The sequence below is a fragment of the Photobacterium kishitanii genome, from assembly GCF_003026355.1.
In the GTDB taxonomy this organism is placed as follows: domain Bacteria; phylum Pseudomonadota; class Gammaproteobacteria; order Enterobacterales; family Vibrionaceae; genus Photobacterium; species Photobacterium kishitanii.
The window spans coordinates 52,067-77,909 of the sequence record NZ_PYON01000019.1; the positions used below are offsets into that span (position 1 = coordinate 52,067).

General features: G+C 43.4%; 27 protein-coding genes. 11 read left to right on the plus strand and 16 right to left on the minus strand.

From position 1 onward, the window contains the following. Position 1 precedes the first annotated feature (1 nt). From ilvD to ilvG, 4 genes are all read right to left on the minus strand, one after another. Positions 2-1,843, minus strand: coding sequence for a dihydroxy-acid dehydratase (gene ilvD, locus C0W29_RS17645; RefSeq protein WP_045045551.1), 1,842 nt, complete (start codon positions 1,841-1,843; stop codon positions 2-4). A gap of 72 nt (positions 1,844-1,915) precedes the next feature. Beyond that, the gene (ilvE, locus tag C0W29_RS17650) at positions 1,916-2,851 is read right to left on the minus strand and encodes a branched-chain-amino-acid transaminase (protein ID WP_173425454.1); all 936 of its coding nucleotides are present in this window, start codon (positions 2,849-2,851) and stop codon (positions 1,916-1,918) included. A gap of 17 nt (positions 2,852-2,868) precedes the next feature. After that, positions 2,869-3,117 carry an acetolactate synthase 2 small subunit gene (gene ilvM / locus C0W29_RS17655; protein WP_036789065.1) on the minus strand — a complete coding sequence of 83 codons (249 nt, stop codon included), beginning with the start codon at positions 3,115-3,117 and terminating at the stop codon, positions 2,869-2,871. Positions 3,118-3,119: 2 nt separating this feature from the next. After that, complete coding sequence (gene ilvG, locus C0W29_RS17660) at positions 3,120-4,766, minus strand: acetolactate synthase 2 catalytic subunit (protein WP_045045550.1); 1,647 nt, start codon at positions 4,764-4,766, stop codon at positions 3,120-3,122. A gap of 393 nt (positions 4,767-5,159) precedes the next feature. On the opposite strand from ilvG, the gene C0W29_RS17665 reads away from it, so the two are divergent. Next, positions 5,160-6,692, plus strand: coding sequence for a YifB family Mg chelatase-like AAA ATPase (locus C0W29_RS17665; protein WP_045045549.1), 1,533 nt, complete (start codon positions 5,160-5,162; stop codon positions 6,690-6,692). 64 nt (positions 6,693-6,756) lie between these two features. On the opposite strand, the gene C0W29_RS17670 is transcribed toward C0W29_RS17665, so the two are convergent. The 4 genes from C0W29_RS17670 to C0W29_RS17685 form a co-directional block, all read right to left on the minus strand. Further along, complete coding sequence (locus tag C0W29_RS17670; protein ID WP_173425439.1) at positions 6,757-7,356, minus strand: thiol:disulfide interchange protein DsbA/DsbL; 600 nt, start codon at positions 7,354-7,356, stop codon at positions 6,757-6,759. A gap of 81 nt (positions 7,357-7,437) precedes the next feature. After that, complete coding sequence (locus C0W29_RS17675; RefSeq protein ID WP_045043577.1) at positions 7,438-8,424, minus strand: serine/threonine protein kinase; 987 nt, start codon at positions 8,422-8,424, stop codon at positions 7,438-7,440. A 158-nt stretch (positions 8,425-8,582) separates the two neighbouring features. Further along, complete coding sequence (locus C0W29_RS17680; protein ID WP_036789055.1) at positions 8,583-8,849, minus strand: YihD family protein; 267 nt, start codon at positions 8,847-8,849, stop codon at positions 8,583-8,585. 157 nt (positions 8,850-9,006) lie between these two features. Beyond that, positions 9,007-9,210, minus strand: coding sequence for a hypothetical protein (locus C0W29_RS17685; protein ID WP_045043578.1), 204 nt, complete (start codon positions 9,208-9,210; stop codon positions 9,007-9,009). A 343-nt stretch (positions 9,211-9,553) separates the two neighbouring features. On the opposite strand from C0W29_RS17685, the gene C0W29_RS17690 reads away from it, so the two are divergent. Both C0W29_RS17690 and trhA read left to right on the plus strand, forming a co-directional pair. After that, positions 9,554-10,231: a FadR/GntR family transcriptional regulator gene (locus C0W29_RS17690; protein WP_045043579.1), complete on the plus strand. Its 678-nt coding sequence runs from the start codon at positions 9,554-9,556 to the stop codon at positions 10,229-10,231. Between the two features lie 150 nt (positions 10,232-10,381). Next, the gene (gene trhA, locus C0W29_RS17695) at positions 10,382-11,041 is read left to right on the plus strand and encodes a PAQR family membrane homeostasis protein TrhA (protein WP_045043580.1); all 660 of its coding nucleotides are present in this window, start codon (positions 10,382-10,384) and stop codon (positions 11,039-11,041) included. Between the two features lie 72 nt (positions 11,042-11,113). Here trhA and C0W29_RS17700 read toward each other — a convergent pair whose 3' ends face one another. The 5 genes from C0W29_RS17700 to def all read right to left on the minus strand — a co-directional run bounded on the left by C0W29_RS17700 (position 11,114) and on the right by def (position 16,904). After that, entirely contained in the window at positions 11,114-12,559 is a 1,446-nt protein-coding gene (locus C0W29_RS17700) for a TrkH family potassium uptake protein (RefSeq protein ID WP_036789048.1), read from the minus strand. A 6-nt stretch (positions 12,560-12,565) separates the two neighbouring features. Next, positions 12,566-13,942: a Trk system potassium transporter TrkA gene (gene trkA / locus C0W29_RS17705; protein ID WP_036789046.1), complete on the minus strand. Its 1,377-nt coding sequence runs from the start codon at positions 13,940-13,942 to the stop codon at positions 12,566-12,568. 126 nt (positions 13,943-14,068) lie between these two features. Continuing rightward, positions 14,069-15,349, minus strand: coding sequence for a 16S rRNA (cytosine(967)-C(5))-methyltransferase RsmB (gene rsmB / locus C0W29_RS17710; RefSeq protein ID WP_045043581.1), 1,281 nt, complete (start codon positions 15,347-15,349; stop codon positions 14,069-14,071). A gap of 85 nt (positions 15,350-15,434) precedes the next feature. Further along, positions 15,435-16,379 carry a methionyl-tRNA formyltransferase gene (fmt, locus tag C0W29_RS17715; protein ID WP_036789042.1) on the minus strand — a complete coding sequence of 315 codons (945 nt, stop codon included), beginning with the start codon at positions 16,377-16,379 and terminating at the stop codon, positions 15,435-15,437. Between the two features lie 24 nt (positions 16,380-16,403). After that, a complete protein-coding gene (def, locus tag C0W29_RS17720) occupies positions 16,404-16,904 on the minus strand; it encodes a peptide deformylase (protein WP_036789040.1) in 501 nt (166 codons plus the stop codon). A gap of 347 nt (positions 16,905-17,251) precedes the next feature. On the opposite strand from def, the gene C0W29_RS17725 reads away from it, so the two are divergent. Genes C0W29_RS17725 through C0W29_RS17740 form a run of 4 tightly spaced genes read left to right on the plus strand, consistent with a single transcriptional unit; the run spans position 17,252 to position 20,467 of the window. Next, positions 17,252-18,322, plus strand: a complete 1,071-nt coding sequence (locus tag C0W29_RS17725) for a LysM peptidoglycan-binding domain-containing protein (RefSeq protein ID WP_045043582.1) — start codon at positions 17,252-17,254, stop codon at positions 18,320-18,322. A gap of 5 nt (positions 18,323-18,327) precedes the next feature. After that, positions 18,328-19,428, plus strand: coding sequence for a DNA-processing protein DprA (gene dprA, locus C0W29_RS17730; RefSeq protein ID WP_036789647.1), 1,101 nt, complete (start codon positions 18,328-18,330; stop codon positions 19,426-19,428). A 2-nt stretch (positions 19,429-19,430) separates the two neighbouring features. Then, positions 19,431-19,904: a DUF494 family protein gene (locus C0W29_RS17735; RefSeq protein ID WP_036789036.1), complete on the plus strand. Its 474-nt coding sequence runs from the start codon at positions 19,431-19,433 to the stop codon at positions 19,902-19,904. Positions 19,905-19,906: 2 nt separating this feature from the next. Continuing rightward, positions 19,907-20,467 carry a DNA topoisomerase family protein gene (locus C0W29_RS17740; protein WP_045043583.1) on the plus strand — a complete coding sequence of 187 codons (561 nt, stop codon included), beginning with the start codon at positions 19,907-19,909 and terminating at the stop codon, positions 20,465-20,467. 63 nt (positions 20,468-20,530) lie between these two features. Here the strand turns inward: C0W29_RS17740 and C0W29_RS17745 are convergent, their stop codons facing one another. Then, positions 20,531-21,649, minus strand: coding sequence for a 5-(carboxyamino)imidazole ribonucleotide synthase (locus tag C0W29_RS17745; protein WP_045043584.1), 1,119 nt, complete (start codon positions 21,647-21,649; stop codon positions 20,531-20,533). Continuing rightward, on the minus strand, positions 21,649-22,137 hold the full coding sequence (gene purE / locus C0W29_RS17750; protein WP_036789030.1) for a 5-(carboxyamino)imidazole ribonucleotide mutase: 489 nt from the start codon (positions 22,135-22,137) through the stop codon (positions 21,649-21,651). Before purE ends, C0W29_RS17745 begins: the two co-directional genes overlap by 1 nt. Positions 22,138-22,332: 195 nt before the next feature. Here purE and tsaC point away from each other — a divergent pair, with 195 nt between their 5' ends. The 4 genes from tsaC to C0W29_RS17770 all read left to right on the plus strand — a co-directional run bounded on the left by tsaC (position 22,333) and on the right by C0W29_RS17770 (position 24,987). After that, the gene (gene tsaC, locus C0W29_RS17755; RefSeq protein ID WP_036789028.1) at positions 22,333-22,890 is read left to right on the plus strand and encodes an L-threonylcarbamoyladenylate synthase type 1 TsaC; all 558 of its coding nucleotides are present in this window, start codon (positions 22,333-22,335) and stop codon (positions 22,888-22,890) included. A 3-nt stretch (positions 22,891-22,893) separates the two neighbouring features. After that, positions 22,894-23,814, plus strand: a complete 921-nt coding sequence (gene hemF / locus C0W29_RS17760; protein WP_036789026.1) for an oxygen-dependent coproporphyrinogen oxidase — start codon at positions 22,894-22,896, stop codon at positions 23,812-23,814. 80 nt (positions 23,815-23,894) lie between these two features. Further along, positions 23,895-24,716 carry a shikimate dehydrogenase gene (gene aroE / locus C0W29_RS17765; RefSeq protein WP_036789024.1) on the plus strand — a complete coding sequence of 274 codons (822 nt, stop codon included), beginning with the start codon at positions 23,895-23,897 and terminating at the stop codon, positions 24,714-24,716. 4 nt (positions 24,717-24,720) lie between these two features. Further along, positions 24,721-24,987 carry a DUF1488 family protein gene (locus tag C0W29_RS17770; RefSeq protein ID WP_045043585.1) on the plus strand — a complete coding sequence of 89 codons (267 nt, stop codon included), beginning with the start codon at positions 24,721-24,723 and terminating at the stop codon, positions 24,985-24,987. Between the two features lie 25 nt (positions 24,988-25,012). On the opposite strand, the gene C0W29_RS17775 is transcribed toward C0W29_RS17770, so the two are convergent. Then, positions 25,013-25,552 (minus strand): gamma carbonic anhydrase family protein, encoded by a 540-nt coding sequence (locus C0W29_RS17775; protein ID WP_045043586.1) that lies wholly within the window; start codon positions 25,550-25,552, stop codon positions 25,013-25,015. Positions 25,553-25,843: the final 291 nt, after the last annotated feature.

Below are 25,843 nucleotides of genomic sequence, written 5' to 3' on the forward strand. Positions count from 1 at the left end.
ATTATCCTTCTAGCTTGGATTTATCGCGCACTGCACCTTTATCGGCACTGGTGGCAAGGTTGGCATAAGCTTTCAGGGCTAATGATACTTGACGCACCCGATCGACAGGTTTCCAGCCACGTTGATCGGCATCAGTACGACGACAAGCAAGGGTGGTGTCATCGACGAGTAGGTTGATACTACGGTTGGGAATATCAATCGCAATCATATCGCCATTATTGATTAAGCCGATAGTACCGCCACTGGCCGCCTCTGGTGATACGTGACCAATTGATAATCCTGAAGTACCGCCGGAGAAACGACCATCGGTGATCAAGGCACACTCTTTACCAAGTCCCATTGATTTTAAATAAGTGGTTGGGTAGAGCATTTCTTGCATGCCAGGGCCACCTTTTGGACCTTCATAACGAATTACGACGACATCACCAGCTTTGACTTTACCGCCGAGAATGCCTTCGACAGCGGTATCTTGGCTTTCAAAAACTACCGCGGGTCCGGTGAAGGTTAAGCAACTTTCATCAACACCTGCTGTTTTAACAATACAGCCATCAATAGCCATGTTGCCAGACAATACTGCCAGTCCACCCTCATCGCTAAAGGCAAATTCTTTGCTACGAATACAGCCATGTTGGCGATCGTCATCTAAAGTATCCCAGCGACAATTTTGTGAAAATGCTTTGGTGGTACGAATACCTGCAGGACCGGCGCGGAAGAAATCTTTTACCGCTGGTGATTGGGTTTGGATAATGTCGTAATGGCGCAGACTATCAGCAAAGGTTTCACCTAAAATATTATGACATTGGTTATGGAATAATCCGGCGCGATCGAGTTCACCTAAGATACTGTAAACCCCACCCGCTCGGTGAACATCTTCCATATGATATTTAGGGGTTGAAGGGGCAACTTTACACAGCTGTGGTACGCGGCGTGACATTTGGTCAATGTCCGCCATGGTGAAATCAATCTCACCTTCTTGGGCGGCTGCTAATAAGTGTAATACGGTATTACTGGAACCGCCCATCGCAATATCAAGTGCCATCGCATTTTCAAAGGCTAATTTATTGGCAATATTACGCGGTAAGGCAGTGGCATCATCTTGCTCATAGTAGCGTTTAGTGAGTGCCACGATGCGTTTACCAGCATTAATGAATAACTGCTCACGATCAGCGTGTGTCGCGAGCATTGAACCATTACCGGGCTGGCTTAAACCTAAGGCTTCGGTTAAACAGTTCATTGAGTTAGCAGTAAACATCCCTGAACATGAACCACAGGTTGGGCAGGCAGAGCGTTCGATCTGCTCACTTTGCTCGTCAGAAACGCTAGGATCAGCACCTTGGATCATCGCATCAACCAAATCAAGTTTGATCACCTGCTCTGAAAGCTTGGTTTTTCCTGCTTCCATTGGTCCACCAGAAACAAAAATCACCGGAATGTTTAAACGCAATGATGCCATTAGCATTCCCGGGGTGATTTTGTCACAGTTGGAAATACACACCATTGCATCAGCACAATGGGCATTAACCATGTATTCAACGGAGTCTGCAATCAATTCACGTGATGGCAATGAATACAGCATGCCGCCGTGACCCATCGCAATGCCATCATCCACGGCGATAGTATTAAATTCTTTGGCGATACCACCAGCTTGCTCAATTTCTGCAGCGACCAATTGACCCAGATCTTTTAAGTGGACGTGGCCGGGGACAAATTGAGTAAATGAGTTCACCACTGCAATAATCGGTTTACCAAAATCTTCATCTTTAACCCCTGTTGCACGCCATAATGCGCGAGCGCCTGCCATATTTCGGCCGTGGGTTGTGGTTGCTGAACGGTACTTAGGCATAACAATAAAATCCTTTTTAGGTCAGCCATCAGATGGATGACTGAAGCCATTTATAAGTGAATCAACGTAGTATTACTTCGTTGGGTAAACGTAATCTAACCAACCCCATTTATCATCGGTTTCGCCGTTAAATAGACCAAAGTAATCGGCTTGTAATTGTTGGGTGATTGGGCCACGTTTACCTGCACCGACGGTAATTTGGTCAACACTACGTACTGGGACAATTTCAGCAGCAGTACCGGTCATGAAAATTTCATCAGCAAGGTAAAGTGCTTCACGAGCAATATTTTCTTCACGGACTTCATAACCACGCTCTTTCGCTAAGGTGATGATGGTGTCACGGGTGATACCGGGCAAAATAGCACTGGTTGTCGGTGGCGTTGACAGGATACCGTTACGAACAATGAAAATATTTTCACCGGCACCTTCAGAAAGATAACCATCGACACTTAACGCGATCCCTTCTGCATAACCATGACGACGGGCTTCACTGCCAACAAGTAGTGATGATAAATAATTTCCGCCCGCTTTTGCTGCGGTTGGAATAGTGTTTGGTGCGGCGCGGTTCCAGCTTGAAATCATCGCATCAACACCATTTTCTAACGCTTCTTCACCTAAATATGATCCCCATGGGAAGGCTGCGACAATGAGATCCATAATAGTATCAACCGGTGGGCAGACACCTAAACCAACGTTACCGACATAGCCTAATGGACGAATATAAGCTGAATCGAGTTTATTGACGCGAATGGTTTCACGGCAGATTTCCATTAGCTGCTCGCAGCTGTAAGGGATTGGGAAACGATAAATTTTGGCAGAATTAAGTAACCGCTGCATATGCTCTGGGTGGCGAAAAACCGCAGGCCCTTTAGGGGTGTTATAGCAACGAATGCCTTCAAAAACCGAGGTGCCATAGTGCATTGCATGGGTAAGAACGTGCACATTAGCTTCTGCCCAAGGAACGATTTTACCGTTAAACCAAATATAGTCGGCTGTGTTTGCCATGATGATTTCCCTTCTTAAATTTAATCCAGATTGTCGATTTGTGAGGTGGTAACCGTGGTTACATCCCAGAGTTTTTCTATTTGATTAATGAGAATGCTAATCGGACGATCACTATCGACAATAATAGCTATAGTGGCGATATTGCTATGGTGATTTTGGGTTGCATCCACTTTTTTGATCACAAATCCGCGATGGCGGATCACGCGTAAAATACGTTCAAGTAATACTGGCTTATCGTGCGCTTTGATGTCGAGTAAATATCTATCCATGATTAAGTGTTCTCCAGCATATCTTGATTGGCTGCACCCGGTGGTACTAAGGGCCATACGTTTTGCTCTTCATCAATCACCACATGTAATAAATAAGCGCTATCGCTAGCAAGCATTTCAGCCAGTGCTGGCGCAACTTCATCTTTGCGGGTGATCGTTTTACCGGGAATATCAAATGCGCGTGCCAGCATCACAAAATCAGGATTATCATCCAAAATTGTCTCGCTATGGCGGCCATCAAAAAATAGAGATTGCCATTGACGCACCATGCCTAAGCGTTGGTTATTAATCAGGACCATTTTTACGGGGATTTGACGGCGTTTAAGAGTGCCAAGCTCTTGCACATTCATCATAAATGAACCATCACCCGAGATTAAGATAGATTGATCATTTGGGCGAGCAACACTGGCTCCCATTGCTGCGGGTAAACCAAACCCCATCGTGCCAAGTCCAGCGGAGGTAATGTAGTTTTGTGGCTCACGAGGTTGAATGTGTTGTGCGGCCCACATTTGATGTTGGCCGACATCGGTCGATACCATGCTGTTATTGGGCATCATGTCAGACAGCTGTTTTAGCAGTAATGGCGCATAAATTAATTCACCCGGATGATCGTAGCGCCATTTACCAATTTTACGTAAATGCTCGCTGTGGGTTAACCAGCGGCTAATATCCTGATGGAGTTTCAGTTGCGGCAGAATCAGCTTAATATCGCCGCGCAAAGGAGCATTGGCATGGCGGAGTTTATTAAACTCGGCGGCATCAATATCAATGTGGATCACTTTAGCATGTGGTGCAAAGGTATCTAGTTTTCCCGTTACTCGATCGTCAAACCGCGCCCCAACCACGATCAATAAATCGGATTCTTGGACAATAAGGTTCGCTGCTTTGGTGCCGTGCATACCCAGCATGCCAAGATAATGCGGATCATGGCGAGCGACAGAGCCTAAGCCTTTAAGGGTGCTGACGGAAGGCATTGGGTTGTTGGTGAGAAATTGGCGTAGTGCTGTGGTTGCCTGCGCTATTTGTACTCCACCACCGACATACAAGACGGGTCGCTGACATTGGCGTAATAATTGTTGTGCGTTAGTGATCGCGGCAGTGTCAGCAATCGGTAATGGTGGTGGCGTAATGGTAGGTAATAGTGCCGTTGGTGCGGTTGCTAATTGCACATCTTTGGCGATATCAACAATAACCGGTCCTGGACGACCACTTTGAGCAACCACAAAGGCTTCGGCTAATGTCGGTGCGAGCTCATCAATGTCTGTGACTAAATAGCTGTGTTTAGTACAGGATAATGACATTCCAATCACATCCATTTCTTGAAAAGCATCAGTGCCAATGTGTGAGCTGGCAACTTGGCCTGTGATGGCAACTAATGGCACCGAGTCCATGAGGGCATCAGCTAAGCCGGTAACTAAATTGGTCGCTCCTGGACCGGATGTTGCCATACAAACTGCAACACTTTGGGTTGCACGTGCCATTCCAATCGCAGCCATTGCTGCCCCTTGCTCATGGCGGCATAAAATATGTTCAACGCCACCATCATAAAGCGCATCGTAGATGGGCATGATTGCTCCACCTGGATAGCCAAAAATAGTTTTTATCCCCTGCTGTTGCAGCGCTTGTACGACTAACTCTGCCCCTGTCATCGCTGCTCCTTGCGTGTGTGGCTAAAATGAAAACCAATCCTGATTTTGTATTTAAATTTGTTGATTTAAAAAAGCCCCCGAACTTCTCAGTGCGGGGGCTTTGCTGTGTCTGGTAGCGCTAATTTACGCCTGCAAATCCCCTGCGCGGTGAGATAATCACCACGATGACGTTAATAATGAGTATTAGGGATGTTGCAGTTGTGCGCATGATTGTCCAACTTTTATTGTTTAGTTGTTGCTATACCTAAGTGGTAACACAGATCTGTGTCACATGACAAGAAGAAAATGTGGTTTTATTGGCAAACTCACTGCATTAATGGAGCTTTGATGTAACACCTTCGATAAATTTCATTAACCCACTGGTGTGAGTTGCCAGCTAATGTGGAGTCATCAATGACACTTGCTATTGTTCATAGTCGAGCTTGTGTGGGCGTTGAAGCCCCACCAGTAACTGTTGAGGTACATTTAAGTAATGGTATGCCGAGTTTTACTCTCGTTGGCTTACCTGAAACGACGGTAAAAGAAGCTAAAGATCGAGTCCGCAGTGCAATTATTAATGCCCAATTTGAATTCCCGTCGCGACGAATTACGGTTAATTTAGCCCCTGCCGATTTACCCAAAGAAGGGGGTCGATTTGATTTACCGATAGCACTGGGAATTTTGGCGGCGTCTGGACAAATACCCTCTGATCGATTAGCTCTGCACGAGTTTATTGGTGAACTGGCATTATCGGGCGATTTACGACCGGTTAAAGGTGCATTACCGGCGGCATTGGCCGCATTGAAAGCCAAGCGTTGTTTAATTGTGCCGGATCAAAATGGTGATCAGGTCGCTTTAGTGGCGCAACAACAGCATAAATCAGCCCCAACCTTATTAGCGGTGTGTGGTTTTCTATGTGGTCAACAACAGTTGCAATTACATCTTCAACCACGTTCAACAGTAACCACTGTTGCGATAAATGAACAGCGCGATATGCAAGATATTATTGGTCAGCAGCAAGGTAAGCGAGCGTTAGAAATCGCTGCGGCAGGCAGTCATAATTTACTCTTGTTAGGTCCTCCTGGTACCGGTAAAACGATGTTGGCATCTCGATTACGGGATTTATTACCGCCAATGACCCATCAAGAAGCTATCGAAACAGCAGCGGTAGCATCATTAACTCAGCAATCATTACATCAAGGTAATTGGCTAAATCGCCCTTTTCGTACTCCGCATCATTCTAGCTCAATGGCTGCCTTAGTTGGCGGGGGCTCGGTCCCTAAACCTGGTGAAATTTCATTAGCTCACAATGGGTTATTATTTTTAGATGAAATGCCTGAATTTGAACGAAAGGTGTTGGATTCATTGCGTGAGCCGTTAGAGTCGGGACAAATTGTGATATCGCGGGCGACAGCCAAAACTACCTTTCCAGCGCGTTTTCAATTGATTGGTGCACTTAACCCGAGCCCGACGGGTTACTACGAAGGCAATCAATCGCGGACTAACCCCCAAGCTATTTTACGTTATTTAAGTCGCCTATCTGGGCCATTGTTAGATCGATTTGATATGTCATTAGAGATTCCCGCCTTACCGCGAGGAACATTAACCACTGGCGGTGATCGTGGTGAACCGAGCACGGTCATTAAAGCGCGGGTTGATCAAGCGCGAGCGCGAATGTTGGCGCGGTGCGGTAAAGTAAATGCTTTACTCTCGACGCGAGAATTAGATAAATACTGTGAATTATTATTTAAAGATGCTGAGTTTTTAGAAAATGCGCTCCACCAACTAGGATTATCAATTCGAGCTTATCATCGTATTATTAAGGTGGCGCGTACCATTGCTGATTTAGCAGAGCAAGAGCAAATTCAACGTGCACATTTAGCTGAAGCGTTAGGATATCGAGCGATGGATCGGTTATTGAAGCAACTGAGTTGTCAGGTGATTTAGAGCGATAAAAAAAGAGGCTGATTAAAGCCTCTTTTTGAATACCAATAGTTATTTATCCGTGATGTTATTTTTTTAGTAAAAAGTTAACTAACTCAAAATATTCATCAGCAGATTTAATTTTACCTGTCTTTACCAAGTATTTATTATTAACGACTACCGCTGGAACCCCAGTTAAGCCTGCATCTTCAAAGGCTTTATCATAACGGTTGACCATTGAGTTAACCGCAAAGCTATTGAAAGCACCATCAAACTCTGCTGCTGGTACACCTTCATCAATGAAAATTTGACGCACTTCAGCTTCGTTACGTGGTGGTTGGTTAAGGGTATGAATACGGTTAAATAACACCGGTAACATTTTGTCGTTAACGTTTAAAATAACGGCAGTTGCGTATGCTTTACTCATCACTTTACCCATCGAGCCACCCATAAATGACACGTGCATTTTTTGAAGTTTGGCATTGCTTGGTAATTTTGTTTTCAACTCTCGAATCATAGGTTCAAATTGAAAACAATGTGGGCAGTAAAGTGAAAAGAACTCAGTCACAACTGGTGTTGTTGATTGTGGTTGATCTAATACCTTGTAGTAGTCGCCTTCCGTAAATTTGGCAGCATGAACAGAAAAAGACAATAAAGCAGCACTGACGAGTGCAAGTAAATTCTTCATCATTTTGGGGTTCCTGATTATCCGTGTCGTTAGCTAGATATTAGCCGAGTAGAGTAATTAATAGTGTTATTTTATATTACCTTACCATTGTGGCATTAGCTGCAATGGTTGTTCATTTAGGCTGAAAATTTGCTCTTTAAACGCTAAAACTTGACCTTCCCAATATTTTGCATCACCAAACCATGGAAATGCTCGAGGAAATGCTGGATCTTGCCAACGTTTTGCTAGCCATGCCATATAGTGCACCATTCTGAGTGCACGTAAGGGTTCAATTAATTTAAGTTGGCGGGGATCAAAATCCGCAAATTCATTGTAGGCTTCAAGAATTGTATCGAGTTGTGCCAGTTGGTCATGCCGCTCACCATTAAGCATCATCCATAAATCTTGAATGGCAGGACCATTACGGGCATCATCCAAATCGACAAACATCGGTCCATCGCGCCATAAAATATTACCCGGATGACAATCACCATGCAGGCGTAAAGCTGGCCAATCAGTTGACCAATGAGCTTCAATTTCAGTAATTAGGCGATCAAGATCAGCAAAAAATGTTTGTTTAAGATAATCAGGAATAAAGTCGCTATTGGCGAGTACTTGCCGAGGTTGATACACGTATTCTTCTAAGCCTAATGTTGGGCGATGAATAAAAGGTTGGCGTTGACCCACTTGATGAATTCGGCCTAAAAAGCGTCCGACCCACTCTAATTGGTCAAAGTTATCAACTTCAAATTGGCGCCCGCCGACACTTGGAAATACTGCAAATCGATAGCCGTTATAATGGTGCAAAGTCGTGCCATTGATGGCAATAGGTGCTGCAACCGGAATATCTTGTTGTTCAAGCTCAAGAGTGAATTGATGTTCTTCATTAATTTGTTCATCGCTCCAACGGGCTGGACGATAAAACTTAGTTACATAGCGCTGACCATCTTCTGCTTTAAATTGATAGACGCGATTTTCATAACTATTGAGAGCCAATAAACCAGACTCGGCATGAACCTCAACACTATCTAATGCATCAAGTAGGACATCGGGGCTGAGATCTGCAAAACTAAAACTTTGTTTTTCCATGACGGGATCCTGAATCTGGCTTGGAATAGTTGCTTAGCTTAACTGTGAATTGAATTAAAACAAATGAAACATTATTGGCGGCTATGATTTGTTATTCGATTTTTAGGCAAAAAAAAAGCCAGTTACTAATAACTGGCTTAAGTAATAATATAAAACCTTTATTTAATAATGCCACGTGCGCGTAAAATAGCGGTTTTAAAGTCGTCTTCGCAATCTTTAGCCAGACCTGGAATCATGGCATCCTTGTCACTATTGCGCATCTTTAAATGATAAATTAGAACATCATCAGTTAATGATTCAAGCGAACCTTGGTATTTGGCTTCTGCTGCTAATTTTAGTAAAAATTCAACCAAGTTAAGGTCGGGATCTTTTTTCCACTCAGGGTGTAGTAATTCAATTAGTTCATTAACGCGATGTGTTTTCATTGTTAACTCCGTAGCTTGGGCTGAGTCAATCGTTATACGATTGTATTATCGTTATTTTAGTACCGATAAATTATAACAAACCCAGCTGGGTTACAATGTATCTCTTGTGCCAATATTATGTTAATAAAAAAGCAGCCGAGGCTGCTTAATATAACAATTAACGCTGTTGTTGTTGGCTGGGGTTCAGTTCAGACAATATTTGTTGCGGCTTTATTAGCTGCGCATCTGCGTTAGTTAAATGTACTTCAGTCGTTGTTGCTATTTTAGCGTTAACTTTAAATTGTGGTGCGTGGGAGCTAGCACGTAAACGTGATGGACTACGTGGGGTACTTGCATACCTGACTGTGGATGCTGGGCGCATATTTCACCTATTGTCAGGCTCATCCATGGCCAAAAAAATAAAAATATATCTGAAGGGAAAATTCCCTACTGGGTAGAACCCATCCATCAGAATATTGGTTGGTTGTTAACCAAATCGCGCGCAGGATAACAATCTCGTTATTAAAAGTCGAGCATAAAATAAGCAATAAAATGCTAATATTTAATTATTACGTTGTTTCTATAGTAACTATTGCAATAATTAATCCCTTGATGCACCGTGTCGTTTGGCCTTTATATATAAAGGTAGCAGCCGTTATCGAAATTTAGGCATTACCCTATTTAGCGCTAGTTAGTAGTACAACAGAGGCCTTGGGAGAGGATCTATGGATCAGGAGCAGCAACGTATTGTTGCCAATCGTAACTTATCTTACCGATTAGCAGAGGCTATTGGTCGTCGTATTTTAATCGGTAATCCTGCACCTGGCGATATTTTACCAGGTGAAGTTGAGTTAGGTGAAATGTATGGCGTGAGTCGTACAGCTGTCCGTGAGGCGATAAAAATGCTAGCGGCGAAAGGTATGGTATTGCCACGTCCACGGATTGGCACACGAGTAATGCCTAAGAAAAATTGGAATTATCTTGATCAAGATTTGTTAGCTTGGTTAGATTTTGACGCTGATTCAGAGTTGATTGTCGAGTATCAAAAAGTACGTTTGATGTTAGAACCTGAAGCGGCAGCGTTGTCTGCAGTGCATGCGACAACAGAAGATCGACTTGAATTTGAATTACTGATGCAGCAAATGCATCAAATGAAAGATAATTTTGATCAAGAGCGGTGGATTGAAATTGATACCCGCTTTCATCAATTAGTTTATTTTTCCTCAGGGAATCATTTTATTAGTCCATTTGGAAATTTGTTCAAAGCCGTATTTGAAAATTATTTCCGTGTAGTGACTCGTGAAGAAGTGATGCAGCTTGATATTCATCAGCGGATTGTTGATGGTATTTTAAATCGTGATCCAGATGCTGCCCGCCAAGCAACGTTAGAGTTATTGCAATAAGTCGTTAATGATGGAGCCTGATGGCTCCTTTTTTTATTAAAAAGAATACCGTTGTAAAGTGATCAACAAAAGGTTGCTTAATTTAAGCTTACAAGTGTAAGCTGAAAAATAACAATAATTGAATTAAGTGTCTTTTGAGGTATATAAACCATGAATAATGTAATCAAGGCTGAGTTAGGTTATTCAACGGCAGAAGAAGTAGCTAACAGTGTTAGTCATGGCCTTGGGCTGTTGTTTTCAGTGTTTGGTCTATATTTGTTGTTAGATAAAGCCTTTGCTTTACAAGCTGATACACTAACTATTGTGAGCTATATTGTTTATGGTATGAGTATGGTTCTATTGTACCTTGCTTCAACCTTATACCATGCAATTCCAACAGAGAGCATTAAAAAGCCATTAAAGATCTTTGATCATTGCGCTATTTATTTATTAATAGCGGGTACCTACACCCCATTTTTATTAGTCGCTTTGCGAACACCATTAGCGCTAGGATTAATGGCTGTACTATGGGGATTAGCTTTGATTGGTATTGTTGCCAAAATTGCTTTTATTCATCGTTTTAAAAAATTGTCATTATTAACCTATCTTGCTATGGGGTGGTCATCGGTAATTGTTATTTATCAATTAGCGATGTCGTTAGCACCTGGTGGATTAGTGTTATTAGCGTTAGGCGGAGTGATCTATTCGCTAGGGGTGGTGTTTTATGTCAATAAGCGCATTCCTTATAACCACGCTATTTGGCACTTATTTGTTTTAGGTGGCTCAGTCTGTCATTTTTGTGCGATTTACTTTTATATTAAGCCGCTGTGATTGAATAAAAATAACACCTAAAAAAAGAGAGCGCACGGCGCTCTCTTTTTGTTTCTCGATTATTGGTACCGATTAATCACGCCAGAAAGCAGGCGCAAACACCACTAACACGGTGAGTATTTCTAAGCGCCCCATCAACATCCCTAAACTTAACGTCCATTTTGATAAGTCAGGTAAGCTAGCAAAGTTTCCGGTTGGGCCAATGATTGTACCCATACCTGGACCGACGTTAGCGACCGCAGTGACTGCACCAGTAATACTGGTGATAGGATCTAAGCCTTGTAACGCCAGCACTGAAGCAATCACAATAATGGTCATGATAAAAGTAAACACCAAGGCCACTACTGAACGCACGATGTCATCGGTTACTGGACGGCCGTTATAGCGTTGAATGAACAATGCCGACGGATGAATCGATTGCATAATGTGTTTACGTAATAGTGAAAATGCAATTTGGAAACGGAAGATTTTAATCCCACCACTGGTTGAGCCTGAACAAGCACCAACCAGTAACGTAAACGCAAAGATAATTGTTGGTAACGGTCCCCAAGCGGTGAAGTCACCAAGGCCAAAGCCGGTAGTAGTGACGACAGAGATGATATTAAAAAACGACAATCGCATTGCATCGAGTACTGAATAACCTTTATTAAAGATCAGACAGGCTGCAACAATTAAGCTCGCTACCACCACAAATAAGGTGTAACCCTTTACTTGAGCATCACCAAATAATGTCCGTGGATGACGATTTCTTAGTGCTTGGACAAACAATAAGAATGGCAGTCCGCCAGCAAACATAAAGAAGGTCGCTACCCATTGGGCACTGTGTGAGAAGTGGTTCATAGAACCATCAGAGGTTGAATACCCGCCTGTTGATAGTGTTGTAAAAGCGTGGTTGATAGCATCAAAAGTATTCATTCCTGCGCACATAAACGCAATGATACATAGTACGGTGAGAATCAAATATACATTGATGATATTTTTGGCGACGCTTTTGGTACGGGGAGAACTTTTGTCTGACCAGTCTGATGATTCGGTTTGGAACAATCGCATTCCGCCGACATTAAGCATCGGTAAAATGGCCACTCCCATTACAATAAATCCGACCCCACCCAGCCATTGCAAGGTCGAGCGCCAGAGTAAAATACTGGGTGCCATTTGATCGAGACCGCTTAATACCGTCGAGCCGGTTGTAGTGATACCTGACATGGTTTCAAAATATGCATCAGTAAAACTGATGTGATTAATAAACACAAAAGGTAGCGCTGCAAACGCACTGGCAACGGTCCACACTAAGGTGGTGATCAAGAACATATCCCGCACACTGAGCTTAAACTCATCGGTTTTACCGTAAGAAAGTAACAAGAAAGCCACTGAGTGGGTGATAATCACTGCAGCTGCGAAATCCATGAAACCTTCAGTACCGGTAAAAAAGGCGACTAAGGTGGGTACATACATAAACAGGGCTATTTTAGATAGCACCAGTCCGAGTACAAATAATATTGGACGTAAATTAACCATAAGCAGTTACAAAAAGAAGGGACTCGGTTGGAAAAGACGTTCAACGTCAGGGATATATTTCTTATCAACTAAGAACATAACGACGTGGTCATTTTGCTCAATCATGGTTCGATCGTGCGCAATAAGCACTTCTTCTCCACGGACAACAGCACCAATGGTCGTGCCCGGAGGAAGTTTAATTTCACTAATGGCACGCCCAACGACTTTCGATGTGCTGGCATCGCCATGAGCAATGGCCTCAATCGCTTCAGCTGCACCACGACGTAGTGATGATACGTTAACAATATCAGCTTTACGAACATGGGTAAGTAATGCTGATATTGTCGCTTGCTGAGGTGAGATCGCAATATCTATGGTACCGCCTTGAACTAAATCAACATAAGCGCCACGTTGGATCAGTACCATTACTTTCTTCGCGCCTAAGCGTTTAGCCAGCATCGCAGACATGATATTAGCTTCATCATCATTCGTGACTGCAATAAATACATCAATTTGCTCGATATGTTCTTCACTGAGGAGTTCTTGATCTGAAGCATCGCCACAAAACACAATTGTATCTTGCAGCATTTCAGATAAATTCTCAGCGCGCTGTTGATTGTGCTCGATTAATTTAACACTGTAGTTTTGCTCTAGTCGGCGCGCCAAACCGGCTCCAACATTACCACCACCGACAATCATGAGTCGCTTATAAGGTTTCTCTAGGCGTTGCAGTTCGCTCATTACCGAACGAATATGGTTACTGGCTGCAACAAAGAATACTTCATCATCGGCTTCTATAATGGTAGTGCCTTGAGGACGAATTGGCTGGCCTTGACGGAAGATGGCGGCGACACGAGTATCAATGTGGGGCATGTGTTCGCGTAATGCTGATAATGCATTTCCAACAAGAGGGCCACCATAATAGGCTTTTACTGCCACTAAACCGACTTTTTCTTCAGCAAAGCTAACCACTTGTAATGCACCTGGGTATTCGATTAGGCGTTCAATGTAATCGGTAACCAGTTCTTCAGGTGCAATAAGATGATCGACAGGAACCGCATCAGATTGGAATAATTGCTCTTTTTCGCGCAAATATTCTGGTGAGCGAATTCGAGCGACACGGTTAGGGGTGTTAAATAATGAGAACGCGATTTGGCACGCGATCATGTTGGTTTCGTCAGAGTTGGTCACAGCCACTAACATATCGGCATCTTGAGCACCGGCATCACGTAGTGTTTGCGGGTGACTTGCGAAACCTTGTACCACTCGAAGGTCGTATTTATCTTGCAGTTCCCGAAGACGTTCTGGGTTCTTATCAACGATGGTTATATCGTTATTCTCGCCAACAAGATTTTCAGCAAGAGTGCCGCCAACTTGTCCAGCGCCGAGAATGATAATTTTCATAGTCTATGCCTGATGAGTAATGCCAACTAACAGTCACTGCGTTATAAAATCGACAGCGATTGGCGTATAAAAGAGACTAAAAAGCGGAATCTTGGAGCCAAGTTCCGCTATTGTTAGTGATTTATCTTAGTTTGATTTGGTTAATACTGCATAGTAAAAACCATCCATCGCATCTTCACCAGGTAGAATCTGACGTCCTGGAGACGCGGGATCGCTATCGATTAACGTCGCGTCAGCAGTGCGACTTAAGAATGCTTTTACTTGATCACAGTTTTCTTGTGGAGTGATTGAACACGTCGCATAAACCAAAGTACCACCTGGTTTTAATTGCAACCACATCGCATCAAATATTTCAGCCTGTAGCAAGGCTAACGCGGCAATATCTTCGCCTCGGCGTAGCCACTTAATATCAGGATGACGACGAATAACGCCGGTTGCTGAACACGGCGCATCAAGCAAAATGCGATCAAATTTTTCGCCATGCCACCATTGGTCAGGGTAACGAGCATCAGCACACAACACTTGTGCACTAAGGTGTAAACGTTCAAGGTTTTCATAGACACGCTTAAGGCGATTTTCATCACAATCAATCGCAACCACTTGCGCAGAAGGTACACGCTCCATGATATGGACGGTTTTACCACCGGGTGCGGCACAACAATCAAGAATTAACTCACCCGCTTGAGGTTGTAGGTAATCAACCGCCAATTGTGCGGCTGCATCTTGAACTGAGACCCAGCCATCACTGAACCCAGGTAATTTGGTGACATCACACGGTGAAATTAATCGTAGTGCATCTGCTGCTTGTGGGTGTAACTCGGTAGCAATACCTTCAGCATCTAATAATGCGCGGTAAGTGTCACGATCATGGTGATGACTATTTACTCGTAACCACATTGGTGCTTTGGTGTTATTCGCTTCACAGATAGCAGCATATTGATCTGGGTAACTGGCTTTGAGTAATTTTAATAACCAGCTTGGGTGACCATATTTACCGGCATCATGACTTATAGCTTGCTCATCAAGGGTCTCTTTCTGACGTTGGTAGCTGCGCAAAATGGCATTAATTAACCCTCGTAACTGGGGTTTCTTGAGAGTCTTAGTCGCATCAACCGTTTCAGCAACCGCAGCGTGAGCAGGAATGCGCATATAACCGAGTTGATATAAGCCAACTAAAATCAGGTGATGAAAAACCCGTTGTTTACCGGTTAATGGCTTTTCCATTAATGCTTGAGTGATTGACTCTAATCGAGGTAGCCAGCGTAATACGCCGTAGCAGATTTCCTGCAATAAAGCGTGATCACGTTCTCTGATGTCTTGCTGCGCTAACGGTAGCGCGGCAGACAATGACTGCCCTTGATCAACGACCTGATAAATTACTTTGGCCGCAGCGGCTCTTACATTCATAGCTGTTTCCTGAACGCCGTTGATGCTGGCGATACGTGGTTAATCTGAAAAAGAAAAGCCAGTGACTTAACCCTGGCCTTGGTGTTTAAAGTTGGTTGCCGACTTGGAACCATTCTCGACGCGAGTTTAATAAATCTGCGGCTGACATGGCTTTTTTACCTGGTGGTTGCAGTGATAATAGACGCAAGGCGCCATTAGCGGTTGCGACCACAATACCGTGTTTATCAGCAGCTAAAATCGTACCGGGTAATTGACCTTGGTTATCATCTTCAACACTGGTCTGCCATACTTTGATCGTTTGTTCAGCGACAGTGAAGTGGCTCATTGGCCATGGATTAAACGCACGTACGCAACGTTCAATTGCTGTTGCATCCATAGTCCAATCAATTTGGGCTTCTTCTTTGCTTAATTTCTTGGCGTAGTTTGCTTGAGTATCATCTTGCTTGGTCGCAACGGCGGTGCCGTTAGCAATATTATTTAAGCATTCAATTAATGCGTTAGGGCCGAGATCTGCTAATTTTTCATACATGGTGGCACTGGTATCGGTGGCTGTGATTGGTAATGTTGCGACTTGTAGCATGTCGCCAGTATCAAGGCCGATATCCATTTGCATGATAGTCACACCTGTTTCTTTATCGCCCGCCCAAATTGAACGTTGAATAGGTGCAGCGCCACGCCAACGAGGCAAAATTGAGCCGTGAACATTGATACAACCTAGTGGTGGTGTATCAAGTACCTCTTGAGGTAATAATAAACCATAAGCCACAACAACCATGATATCTGCTTCAATAGCGGCAAGTTGTTGTTGGGCTTCAAGGTTACGCAATGAGGCTGGTTGGAACACTGAAATATCGTGTTCTACGGCGATATTTTTAACCGGGCTTGCGGTGAGTTTTTTACCGCGACCAGCAGGACGATCTGGTTGAGTGTAAACTGCCACAACCTGATGCTGTGAAGACAATAACGCCGCCAAATGACGGGCGGCGAAGTCAGGCGTACCTGCAAAAATAATGCGTAATGGTTTGCTCAAGATAACCTCGAATGGTGAGTGTTGTTAGTGAGAACGTTTCAATTTTTCTAATTTGCTTTTAATGCGTTGACGCTTAAGTGGTGATAAGTAATCCACAAACAGTTTCCCAGCAAGGTGATCCAGTTCGTGTTGAATGCAAATCGCCAGTAGGTCATCAGCTTCAAAAGTAATTTTGTTGCCGTCACGGTCTAATGCCGACACTGTGATTGTTGCTGCGCGCGGTACAAAACCACGTGCACTTGGTACTGAAAGACAACCTTCTTCAATACCATCGTCACCATGGGCGGCAGTAATTTGAGGGTTGATCAGTACCATTGGTTGGTCACGTTGTTCTGAAACATCAATAACCACAATCTGTTGATGAATATCGACTTGGGTTGCAGCAAGACCGATACCCTCTTCTTCGTACATGGTTTCAAGCATGTCATCAATGATCTGCTGGGTTTGTGGCGTAATCGCCTCAACTGGCTTGGCTACGGTACGTAGACGGTCATCTGGAAAGATTAAAACTGACAATAGCGACATAAGGGCTCGAATTCGTTAACGGTTACTAGAAAGATATAGCGTTGTTGGTCTAATTCTAGTCATTTTAGCACTCAAATAACAGTACCTAATGCGTGTGGTGGTAGTTAACGGGGTTGTAATCGCGAAATGGATACCGTGAAAGTTAAAAAAATTACTGTTAGCTCTGCGCAAAGTTAAAGCATCTTCGATGTAACAGTGGTTATTAAATCGTGACATAAGCCGAAAACCACTGGGTGGTGGTAGTTAAACAGTCGACTAATCAAAGAGCTAATGCCAACCTCTGCCAATGTAATTAATTGTTTTATTATTGCTAGGTCGCAATTTGTGCAATCGAAGGAACGGATCATATGAGGCAATGGAGTCTTATCATTAGTTTTATTCTTTTTATGCCGTTGGTGGTTGCCGCACCGCAACCACAACTAAAAAACAGTTATCCTGACGTTTATGTGGTTAAAAAAGGTGACACCTTATGGGATATTTCTGCGCTATTTTTGAGTAATCCGTGGTCGTGGCCGCAGCTATGGCAAAAAAATAGCGCGATAAAAAACCCTCATTTAATTTATCCCGGTGATCGGCTACAGCTTATTTGGGTTAATGGTAAGCCGCAGTTAAGCCTGAATAAGTTCATTAAATTATCGCCTCAAATGCGGGTTGTGCGCCAACCTATTACGTCGTTGCCTGGATATGTAATGGTGGCATATGTAGCTCAAGATAAATTAATCAGTGCCGAAGCTATTCCAGCCCAACCTCAGGTGTTAGGTACCAGCGAAGAGCGTGGTTATATTGCTGTTGGTGATGTGTTGTGGGCTGATCAATCTTTGGCTCTAAGTAGTCAGTGGCGAGTATATCGCTTAGAACAAGATTTTGTGCGACAAGATAACCCCTCAAAAACTGAGAACACCGCTATTACTGCCAAAATATCAACCCTAAAAGAAATTGCTGATGTTACGGTTATTGCCAGTGATGGTGTCACCAGCCAATTACAAGTTGATCGTTTTCAACAAGAGATTATGCCGAATGATATTTTATTGCCCCTGCTAGGGCGTGATATTAATGCTGATTTATCGTTCTTTCCTATAACACCACCGCTATCGTTATCAGCCACGGTATTGGGTCAAATAAGTGGTTACAGTTATATCTCCAATTATGATGTGATTGTGCTCGATCGTGGTCATCTTGACGGTATGGTTGCAGGACAAGTGTTTGAGCTGTTTAAGCCCGGAGCCCAAGTTCAAGGTAATAAAGGTCAGTATCATTATCAAGCCAGTACTCTATTAACTGATAGTACGCAATTGGGCTCTGTCGTGATGGCGCAAGCAATGATATTACGCCCTTATGAGTATTTTAGCTTAGCTGTGGTGCTTAATAATCAACACCCATTTAAACCTGGAGTGGTTGCTCAAGCACCACGCTTATAGTGGCTATGACTGAAACGGAATTAATGGCATGGTTACAATTGGCTGCTGTCCCTTCATTAGGTGGCAGTCGTATTCAGCGCTTGTTAGTCAATGTGAACCCACAGCAATTAGCCTTCATGACGGTCGAACAATTACAACAAAGTGGTTTAACGACGCAACAAATCCAGGCTTTTCTGCATCCAAATCAATCGCAACTACACGATGCGCTACAATGGCAACAAGCTCCGCAACAGCATATTTTGCCCCTCTCTTCGCCCTATTATCCGCATTTATTGAAACAAATCGCTTCACCACCGCCAATATTATTTGTGCGTGGAGATATATCATGTTTAGGTGCACCGCAAATTGCCATTATTGGTAGTCGTTCGGCATCAATTGATGGGCGTGAATCCGCGTTCCATTTTGCTAAAGCATTAGCGGCTAATAATTATGTGGTCACCAGTGGCTTGGCGTTAGGCATTGATGGTCAAGCACATCAAGGGGCGTTGCAAGCAGGTGGATTAACGATTGCAGTGTTAGGCTCTGGGCTTGATCAAATTTATCCGGCGAGGCATCGCTCATTAGCTGCCAGTATTGCTGAGCAAGGTGCACTAGTGTCTGAGTTTTGGCCGCAACAGCAACCACGCCCACAAAATTTTCCGCGTCGAAATCGTATTATAAGTGGTTTATCGACCGGAGTGTTGGTGATTGAAGCGGCTCAAAAAAGTGGTTCATTAATTACAGCACGTTATGCGTTAGAACAAGGACGAGAGGTTTTCGCGCTACCAGGTTCAATTCATAATCCCGCTAGTCGTGGCTGTAATGCACTGATTAAATCAGGTGCTAAACTGGTAGAAAGTCCGACTGATATTTATGAAGAGGTAGGAAGCCTGACAGAATGTGCAATAAACAATCAAATAGGCGTGCCTTTAGCAACTAAGGAAAATGAAGAATTGCCATTTCCGACACTGTTGGCTAACGTAGGCACCGAAGCAACACCCGTAGATGTCGTTGCTGAACGCTGTAAACAACCCATCCATCAAATTTTACCGCAATTATTAGAATTAGAGCTGTCTGGTTGGGTGACGGCAGTGCCCGGTGGTTATATCAGAGCGAGGAGGGGCTAGTTATGATGGATATTCTTATGTATCTATTTGAAACCTATATTCAAAGTGAAGCCGAGTTGTTAGTCGATCAAGACGAACTCTCTGAAGAACTTTTACGTGCAGGTTTTCATCAGGATGATATTTACAAGTCATTAGAGTGGCTTGAAAAACTGGCTGCTTTACAAGAGACAGAGCATACACCTTATGTTAACCATAGTGCGATCACATCAATGCGCATCTATACCGATAAAGAAATGCTGCGTATGGATACGGCTTGTCGTGGTTTTCTGCTTTATCTTGAACAAATTGATGTGTTAAATACCGATACTCGAGAAATGGTGATTGATCGAGTCATGGAACTCGATACTCAAGAGTTTGTACTTGATGATTTGAAATGGATTATTCTGATGGTGTTATTTAACGCCCCAGGTAATGAAGCTGCTTATGATCAAGTGGAAGAATTATTATATGGTGCTGAAGATGAGGTTATACATTAATAATGACAACCGATAGTGAGCCATTATTTTCAGCGCATGAACAGGCGTTACATCAGCAATCATGCCCCCAGTGTGGTGCTGATTTGGTGATGCGGTTTGGTAAGCATGGTCCTTTTTTAGGCTGCGATCATTATCCTGAGTGCGATTATATTCAGCCACTCAAACAAAATGACGGCCATATTGTAAAACAACTTGATATGCCTTGCCCTGAATGTGCGCAACCATTGGTATTACGGCAAGGTCGCTACGGAATGTTTATTGGTTGTTCGGCATATCCACAATGCCATTATCTTGCATCGCCAGAAAAAAAGCCCCAGCAAACCCACATAGATTGCCCTGAGTGTCATCAAGGTCATCTAGTCGAGCGTAAATCACGCTATGGCAAATTGTTTTATGCTTGTGATAAATACCCGCAATGTCGTTTTGCTGTCAACAATAAACCGGTTGTTGGCGTGTGTCAGCAGTGCGGTTTTGGATTATTGCTAGAAAAGAAGTTAGTCAGTGGGACTAAATTACAATGCGCTGATCGCAAATGTAATGCCTATCAAGATCTTGAAAAATAGTTAATAGATTGAACAATATTAACAAGCCTGCATTGCTATGCAGGCTTTTTTTATAACAGTTATTTAGCGCGGTAACGTTGGGAAATATTGTTGCGGTAATATTTGCCCTAGTAACATTAATTGATATTGCAGCTGCTCAGGAGTCGCTGCGCAAACATTAATATGCCCCATTTTACGGCCTGCGCGTTGTTCTTTGCCATACCAATGCACATGGCAACTTTCCAATGCTAATACCGCCAATGGTAGGCTATCTTGACCTAAAATATTGATCATCGCGCTAGGACGAATAAGCTCGGTACCACCTAATGGTAGATCACATACGGCACGGAGATGGTTTTCAAATTGACAGGTTTCCGCCCCTTGTTGAGTCCAATGACCAGAGTTATGTACTCGAGGTGCAATTTCATTGACCAATAACTGGCCATTAACCTCAAAAAATTCCAGTGCCAGCACGCCAATATAATTGAGTTGTTCAGCAATGGCAGCGAACATCTGTTGTGCTTGCTGTTGAAGTGTTATGTCACCAACAATGGCGGTTGAGAGGCTTAGTACCCCATCAGTATGAACATTTTCGCTAAGGGCATAGGTTTTAATGTCACCATTGGCATTACGAACACCAATTAAAGACACTTCACGATCAAAACTGATAAATTTCTCAGCGACAATCGCTTGGTTATCACTTGCCGCAATGCAGTGCGCCATTTCGGTCCATACTGATTCAATTTGGTCATTGGTTTTTAAGCGCCATTGACCTTTACCGTCATAACCACCAAGGGCACTTTTTAATACCATAGGTAAACCAATTGCAGCAATAGCGGTGTCTAAATCTGCGCGGGTATTAATAATATGATGGGGAGCATTAGCAACCTTAGCGTTATTCAATAAGGTTTTTTCGATGCGGCGATCGCCACCGGCTTTTATCGCATCAGGGTGAGGTTTAAATTTTCCACTTGCTGCACAGAGCGTTAAAATAGCATGCGGTATATGTTCAAACTCTGCTGTAATAACATCGACTGCAGCTATGGCTTCAATCAGTGATAATGATTGGCGCTGTTGGGTCAGTGGGTGTACAACATCAGCGGTTATAACATCATAGGCGATGACATTGATATTAAGCGGTGCGCCAGCTAATGCCATCATCCGTGCAAGTTGCCCAGCGCCAAGTACGAGTACCTGCTTCATTATGCATCCTCGGCCGGATTAGGATTATCGAGTACGGTGTCGGTTTGCTGTTGGCGGAATGCTTCAACGGCAGCTAAAATCTCTGGGTTATGAGTAGCTATGATTTGCGCAGCTAATAAACCCGCATTAGCAGCACCAGCTTCACCAATTGCGAGGGTGCCAACAGCAATACCTTTAGGCATTTGCACAATTGATAATAGTGAGTCCATGCCTTTTAAAGCACGTGATTGCACAGGTACACCAAGGACAGGCAAACTGGTAAAAGCCGCTGTCATTCCGGGTAAATGTGCCGCACCGCCAGCGCCGGCAATGATCACACTAATACCGCGACTACGGGCTGTTTCTGCATATTCAGCTAATAGATGAGGAGTGCGGTGGGCTGAAACCACTTTAGTTTCGTAAGCAACATTGAAGCGCTCTAGCATTTCTGCGGCATGTTGCATGGTTGGCCAATCAGATTTTGATCCCATGATAATTCCAACTTTCATTCCGATCTCCTATAGGTAATGAACGACTAAAGTGTAATTTCCTGCATTATACGGTGATTTCAGCTAAAGGAAAACGTTTGCGTGGGTAAAGTTACGCTATGATTAACCTTAAATGGTGTTGTTAAGCATGTGTCGGTATGATGATAATCATAACTAAAAAATAAAATATCAGCTGAATAAAGAGTAGAGGAATTTGTGGCAAATATTACGCAAGTCGTTACAGCACTGAAGCAAGGCCAAGTGATTGGTTATCCAACCGAAGCTGTATTTGGTGTTGGTTGTGATCCTGACAATCAACAGGCGGTTAATAAATTATTAGCATTAAAACAGCGCCCAGTAGAAAAAGGGTTAATATTAATTGCGGCGGATTATGAGCAGTTACTGCCTTATATCGATGATAGTCAATTAACACCGCAGCAGAAACAAACGGTTTTGGCATCATGGCCAGGGCCTGTAACGTGGGTAATGCCGACCAAATCTAATGTACCTGCTTTTTTAACCGGCCAATTTACCACTATTGCAGTACGGGTAACTGATCACCCATTAGTACAGCAATTGTGTCGTCAGTTTGGTAAGCCTTTGACTTCAACCAGTGCTAATTTAACTGGACTTGAACCTGGACGAACAGTGGCTGATGTAGAACAACAGCTTGGAGATAAGCTGGCGGCCATACTTGATGGTGAAACCGGAGGCCGTACTAATCCTTCTGAAATTCGAGATGCCCAAACGGGTAATATTTTCCGTCAGGGGTAACTAATGACTGATCGTGAACAAATAGAGCTAAATAAGCAGGCAGTAAAAACTTTTTTACTCCAACTTCAAGACACTATCTGCCAAGCATTAGCGCTGCAAGATGGCAGTGCTGAATTTGAACAAGATCAGTGGCAGCGCGAACAAGGTGGTGGTGGTCGTAGTCGAGTATTACGTAATGGTCAGGTGTTTGAGCAGGCGGGGGTAAATTTCTCACATGTGTATGGTGATGAGATGCCAGCTTCTGCGACAGCTCATCGTCCGGAATTAGCCGGCCGTCGGTTTGAGGCGATGGGAGTGTCATTAGTGATTCATCCCAATAACCCTTATGTGCCTACATCTCATGCCAATGTGCGGTTTTTTATCGCAGAAAAAGACGGGGAAGCACCAGTATGGTGGTTTGGTGGTGGGTTTGATTTAACCCCGTTTTACCCCTTTGATGATGATTGTCAGCATTGGCATAATACCGCTAAAGCTATCTGTGCTCCGTTTGGTGATGATGTCTATTCACAGCATAAAGCATGGTGTGATAAATATTTCTTTTTACCGCATCGCAATGAAACCCGTGGTATTGGCGGTCTGTTCTTTGATGATCTTAATCACTGGGGTTTTGAAAAGTGTTTTGCTTATACTCAAGCGGTCGGTAATGGTTTTGTTGATGCTTATATACCGATAGTGGCTCAGCGACATCAATTACCTTATGGTGAACGCGAGCGTGAATTTCAGCTTTATCGTCGTGGTCGTTATGTCGAATTTAACTTAGTTTACGATCGTGGCACGCTGTTTGGTTTGCAAAGCGGTGGTCGCACCGAGTCAATATTAATGTCTATGCCACCATTAGCACGCTGGGAATATTGCTATCAGCCAGATCCTGATTCTGCAGAAGCGAGTTTGAGTCGTGATTATCTTCATCCACGAGAGTGGTAGATTAGTATCGACAATATTTGTCAGTGATTTCATCCAGTGGTAGGGTCGATATATCGACCCTTTTATTTGAGTAATGGACTATGGACAAATATATCGTGGTGGGGAATCCCATCAGTCACAGTAAATCCCCTTTTATTCACACCCTCTTTGCCCGTCAAACTAGTCAGAATATGGATTATCGCAGCCAGCTAGTGCAACTCGATGGCTTTGTCGCAGCAATGAATGCTTTTTTTAATGATGGCGGTAAAGGTTGCAATATTACGGTGCCATTTAAAGAACAAGCGTTCGAATATGCTAGCCAATTAACCCCGCGAGCACGATTAGCCGGAGCGGTAAATACGCTAAAACGTTTAGATGACGGCGGTATTCTCGGTGATAACACTGACGGCGAAGGTTTAGTTCAAGACTTATTGCAACAACAGGTTGAACTCAAAGGTAAGCGTATTTTGTTGATTGGCGCAGGCGGTGCGGCTCGAGGGGTTATTCTTCCTTTATTAGCCCAGCAGCCACAGACCGTTATTATTAGTAATCGTACTGTCACTAAAGCTCAGCAGTTAGCGGCCTTATTTGCTGAATATGGTGATATTAAAGCGCAATCTTTTGATGCTTTAGGTGAACAGGCTTTTGATGTCGTGATTAATTCAACCTCAGCAAGTTTGAGTGGTGAGATTCCTGTTGTTCCGACATCAATAATTGATCAGCATACAAGTTGCTATGACATGGTCTATGGTTCAACGGCTACGGCATTTAATCTGTGGGCACAACAACAAGGAGCGCTTAAGACTATTGATGGCTTAGGGATGTTAGTTGGGCAAGCTGCAGAGAGTTTTATGTTGTGGCGTGGGTTACGTCCCGGTGCAAAACAAGTACAACGAGAATTAAGACGCCTTCTACAAGAGTAATAACATGAACCAAAATATATTATTTACTGATATCCAAACATGGCACTCAGATCAACAAATGATGCATTTTTCAGCCCAGCAAGGTGGAGCACTGATTAATTGTTGGTTGCCATTATCGTGGTTACAGCAACAAAGTGGTCAAGTTCTATCGACAGCAGAAGAAGCTATTGCTGTCTTTATTGAATATCGGTTTGATATTGAAGATATCGCAGAAGCGATGATTGAAGATGAAGACTTTAATGATAATGGTGATATTGTCATCAACGAATAACATCACCATTATTTAATGGTGATGTTTAACCATTAGTAAGGTATTCATCTTTCAGACGCACATAATTAGCCGCTGATTGTGGTAATGATATTAGCTCTTGCGCTGTTAATGGCCGAATTTGTTTCACAGGGCTTCCCATATAAAGGAAGCCTGAGCAGAGTTGCTTCTTTGGCGGCACTAAACTACCAGCACCAATAATGACATCATGATCAATTATTGCGCCATCGAGAATAATGGTCCCCATACCAACCAGTACTCGGTCATTGATTTGGCAACCATGCAACATCGCTTTATGACCAATAGTAACATCATCGCCGATTAGTAGCGGATACCCCTCGGGGTTGATAGTGCTGATACGACTAACGTGAAGTATCGAGCCATCTTGAATATTGCTTCGCTGGCCAATACGAATGTGATTAACATCCCCTCGCGCAACCACTAATGGCCAGAGACTACTATGCTCACCGATGTTAACTTTGCCGATAACTACTGCAGTGGTATCTATATAGACATTATTGGCCAGTTGCGGCAGATGATTTTGATAATGGCGAAGAGGAAATGTCATAAAAATGCCTACTTAGTCAAAACAGTGGGTTCACCATAGCGAAACTTTCGTGTGATTAACAACCAAAACATTAATGGTTGATCGTTATTTGGACGTTCGGGCAAATATGACAAATTTATTGCACTTTAGCCCTTGCTAATGTGATCGAACTCTCTATACTACGACCTCACTGACACGGAGCAAGCCATTGGCTAGCAACGAAATCAGTATTGTTCTTTAACAATTTGACCATGCAATCTGTGTGGGCACTCACTGAATAGTTAAGTCGAAAGATTTATCAATAAACTGAGT

Bases quoted from the DNA above. Each gene is read 5' to 3' on its own strand.
- C0W29_RS17700 (WP_036789048.1), bottom strand. From the start codon at position 12,559: ATGGTTAATTTACGTCCAATATTATTTGTACTCGGACTGGTGCTATCT.
- C0W29_RS17675 (WP_045043577.1), bottom strand. From the start codon at position 8,424: ATGGAAAAACAAAGTTTTAGTTTTGCAGATCTCAGCCCCGATGTCCTA.
- def (WP_036789040.1), bottom strand. From the start codon at position 16,904: ATGTCGCTATTGTCAGTTTTAATCTTTCCAGATGACCGTCTACGTACC.
- C0W29_RS17745 (WP_045043584.1), bottom strand. From the start codon at position 21,649: ATGAAGCAGGTACTCGTACTTGGCGCTGGGCAACTTGCACGGATGATG.
- C0W29_RS17690 (WP_045043579.1), top strand. From the start codon at position 9,554: ATGGATCAGGAGCAGCAACGTATTGTTGCCAATCGTAACTTATCTTAC.
- C0W29_RS17670 (WP_173425439.1), bottom strand. From the start codon at position 7,356: ATGAAGAATTTACTTGCACTCGTCAGTGCTGCTTTATTGTCTTTTTCT.
- dprA (WP_036789647.1), top strand. From the start codon at position 18,328: ATGACTGAAACGGAATTAATGGCATGGTTACAATTGGCTGCTGTCCCT.
- ilvG (WP_045045550.1), bottom strand. From the start codon at position 4,766: ATGACAGGGGCAGAGTTAGTCGTACAAGCGCTGCAACAGCAGGGGATA.
- aroE (WP_036789024.1), top strand. From the start codon at position 23,895: ATGGACAAATATATCGTGGTGGGGAATCCCATCAGTCACAGTAAATCC.
- hemF (WP_036789026.1), top strand. From the start codon at position 22,894: ATGACTGATCGTGAACAAATAGAGCTAAATAAGCAGGCAGTAAAAACT.
- C0W29_RS17665 (WP_045045549.1), top strand. From the start codon at position 5,160: ATGACACTTGCTATTGTTCATAGTCGAGCTTGTGTGGGCGTTGAAGCC.
- ilvD (WP_045045551.1), bottom strand. From the start codon at position 1,843: ATGCCTAAGTACCGTTCAGCAACCACAACCCACGGCCGAAATATGGCA.
- C0W29_RS17770 (WP_045043585.1), top strand. From the start codon at position 24,721: ATGAACCAAAATATATTATTTACTGATATCCAAACATGGCACTCAGAT.
- rsmB (WP_045043581.1), bottom strand. From the start codon at position 15,349: ATGAATGTAAGAGCCGCTGCGGCCAAAGTAATTTATCAGGTCGTTGAT.
- C0W29_RS17685 (WP_045043578.1), bottom strand. From the start codon at position 9,210: ATGCGCCCAGCATCCACAGTCAGGTATGCAAGTACCCCACGTAGTCCA.
- C0W29_RS17740 (WP_045043583.1), top strand. From the start codon at position 19,907: ATGACAACCGATAGTGAGCCATTATTTTCAGCGCATGAACAGGCGTTA.
- trkA (WP_036789046.1), bottom strand. From the start codon at position 13,942: ATGAAAATTATCATTCTCGGCGCTGGACAAGTTGGCGGCACTCTTGCT.
- C0W29_RS17775 (WP_045043586.1), bottom strand. From the start codon at position 25,552: ATGACATTTCCTCTTCGCCATTATCAAAATCATCTGCCGCAACTGGCC.
- ilvM (WP_036789065.1), bottom strand. From the start codon at position 3,117: ATGGATAGATATTTACTCGACATCAAAGCGCACGATAAGCCAGTATTA.
- C0W29_RS17735 (WP_036789036.1), top strand. From the start codon at position 19,431: ATGATGGATATTCTTATGTATCTATTTGAAACCTATATTCAAAGTGAA.
- purE (WP_036789030.1), bottom strand. From the start codon at position 22,137: ATGAAAGTTGGAATTATCATGGGATCAAAATCTGATTGGCCAACCATG.
- C0W29_RS17725 (WP_045043582.1), top strand. From the start codon at position 17,252: ATGAGGCAATGGAGTCTTATCATTAGTTTTATTCTTTTTATGCCGTTG.
- trhA (WP_045043580.1), top strand. From the start codon at position 10,382: ATGAATAATGTAATCAAGGCTGAGTTAGGTTATTCAACGGCAGAAGAA.
- C0W29_RS17680 (WP_036789055.1), bottom strand. From the start codon at position 8,849: ATGAAAACACATCGCGTTAATGAACTAATTGAATTACTACACCCTGAG.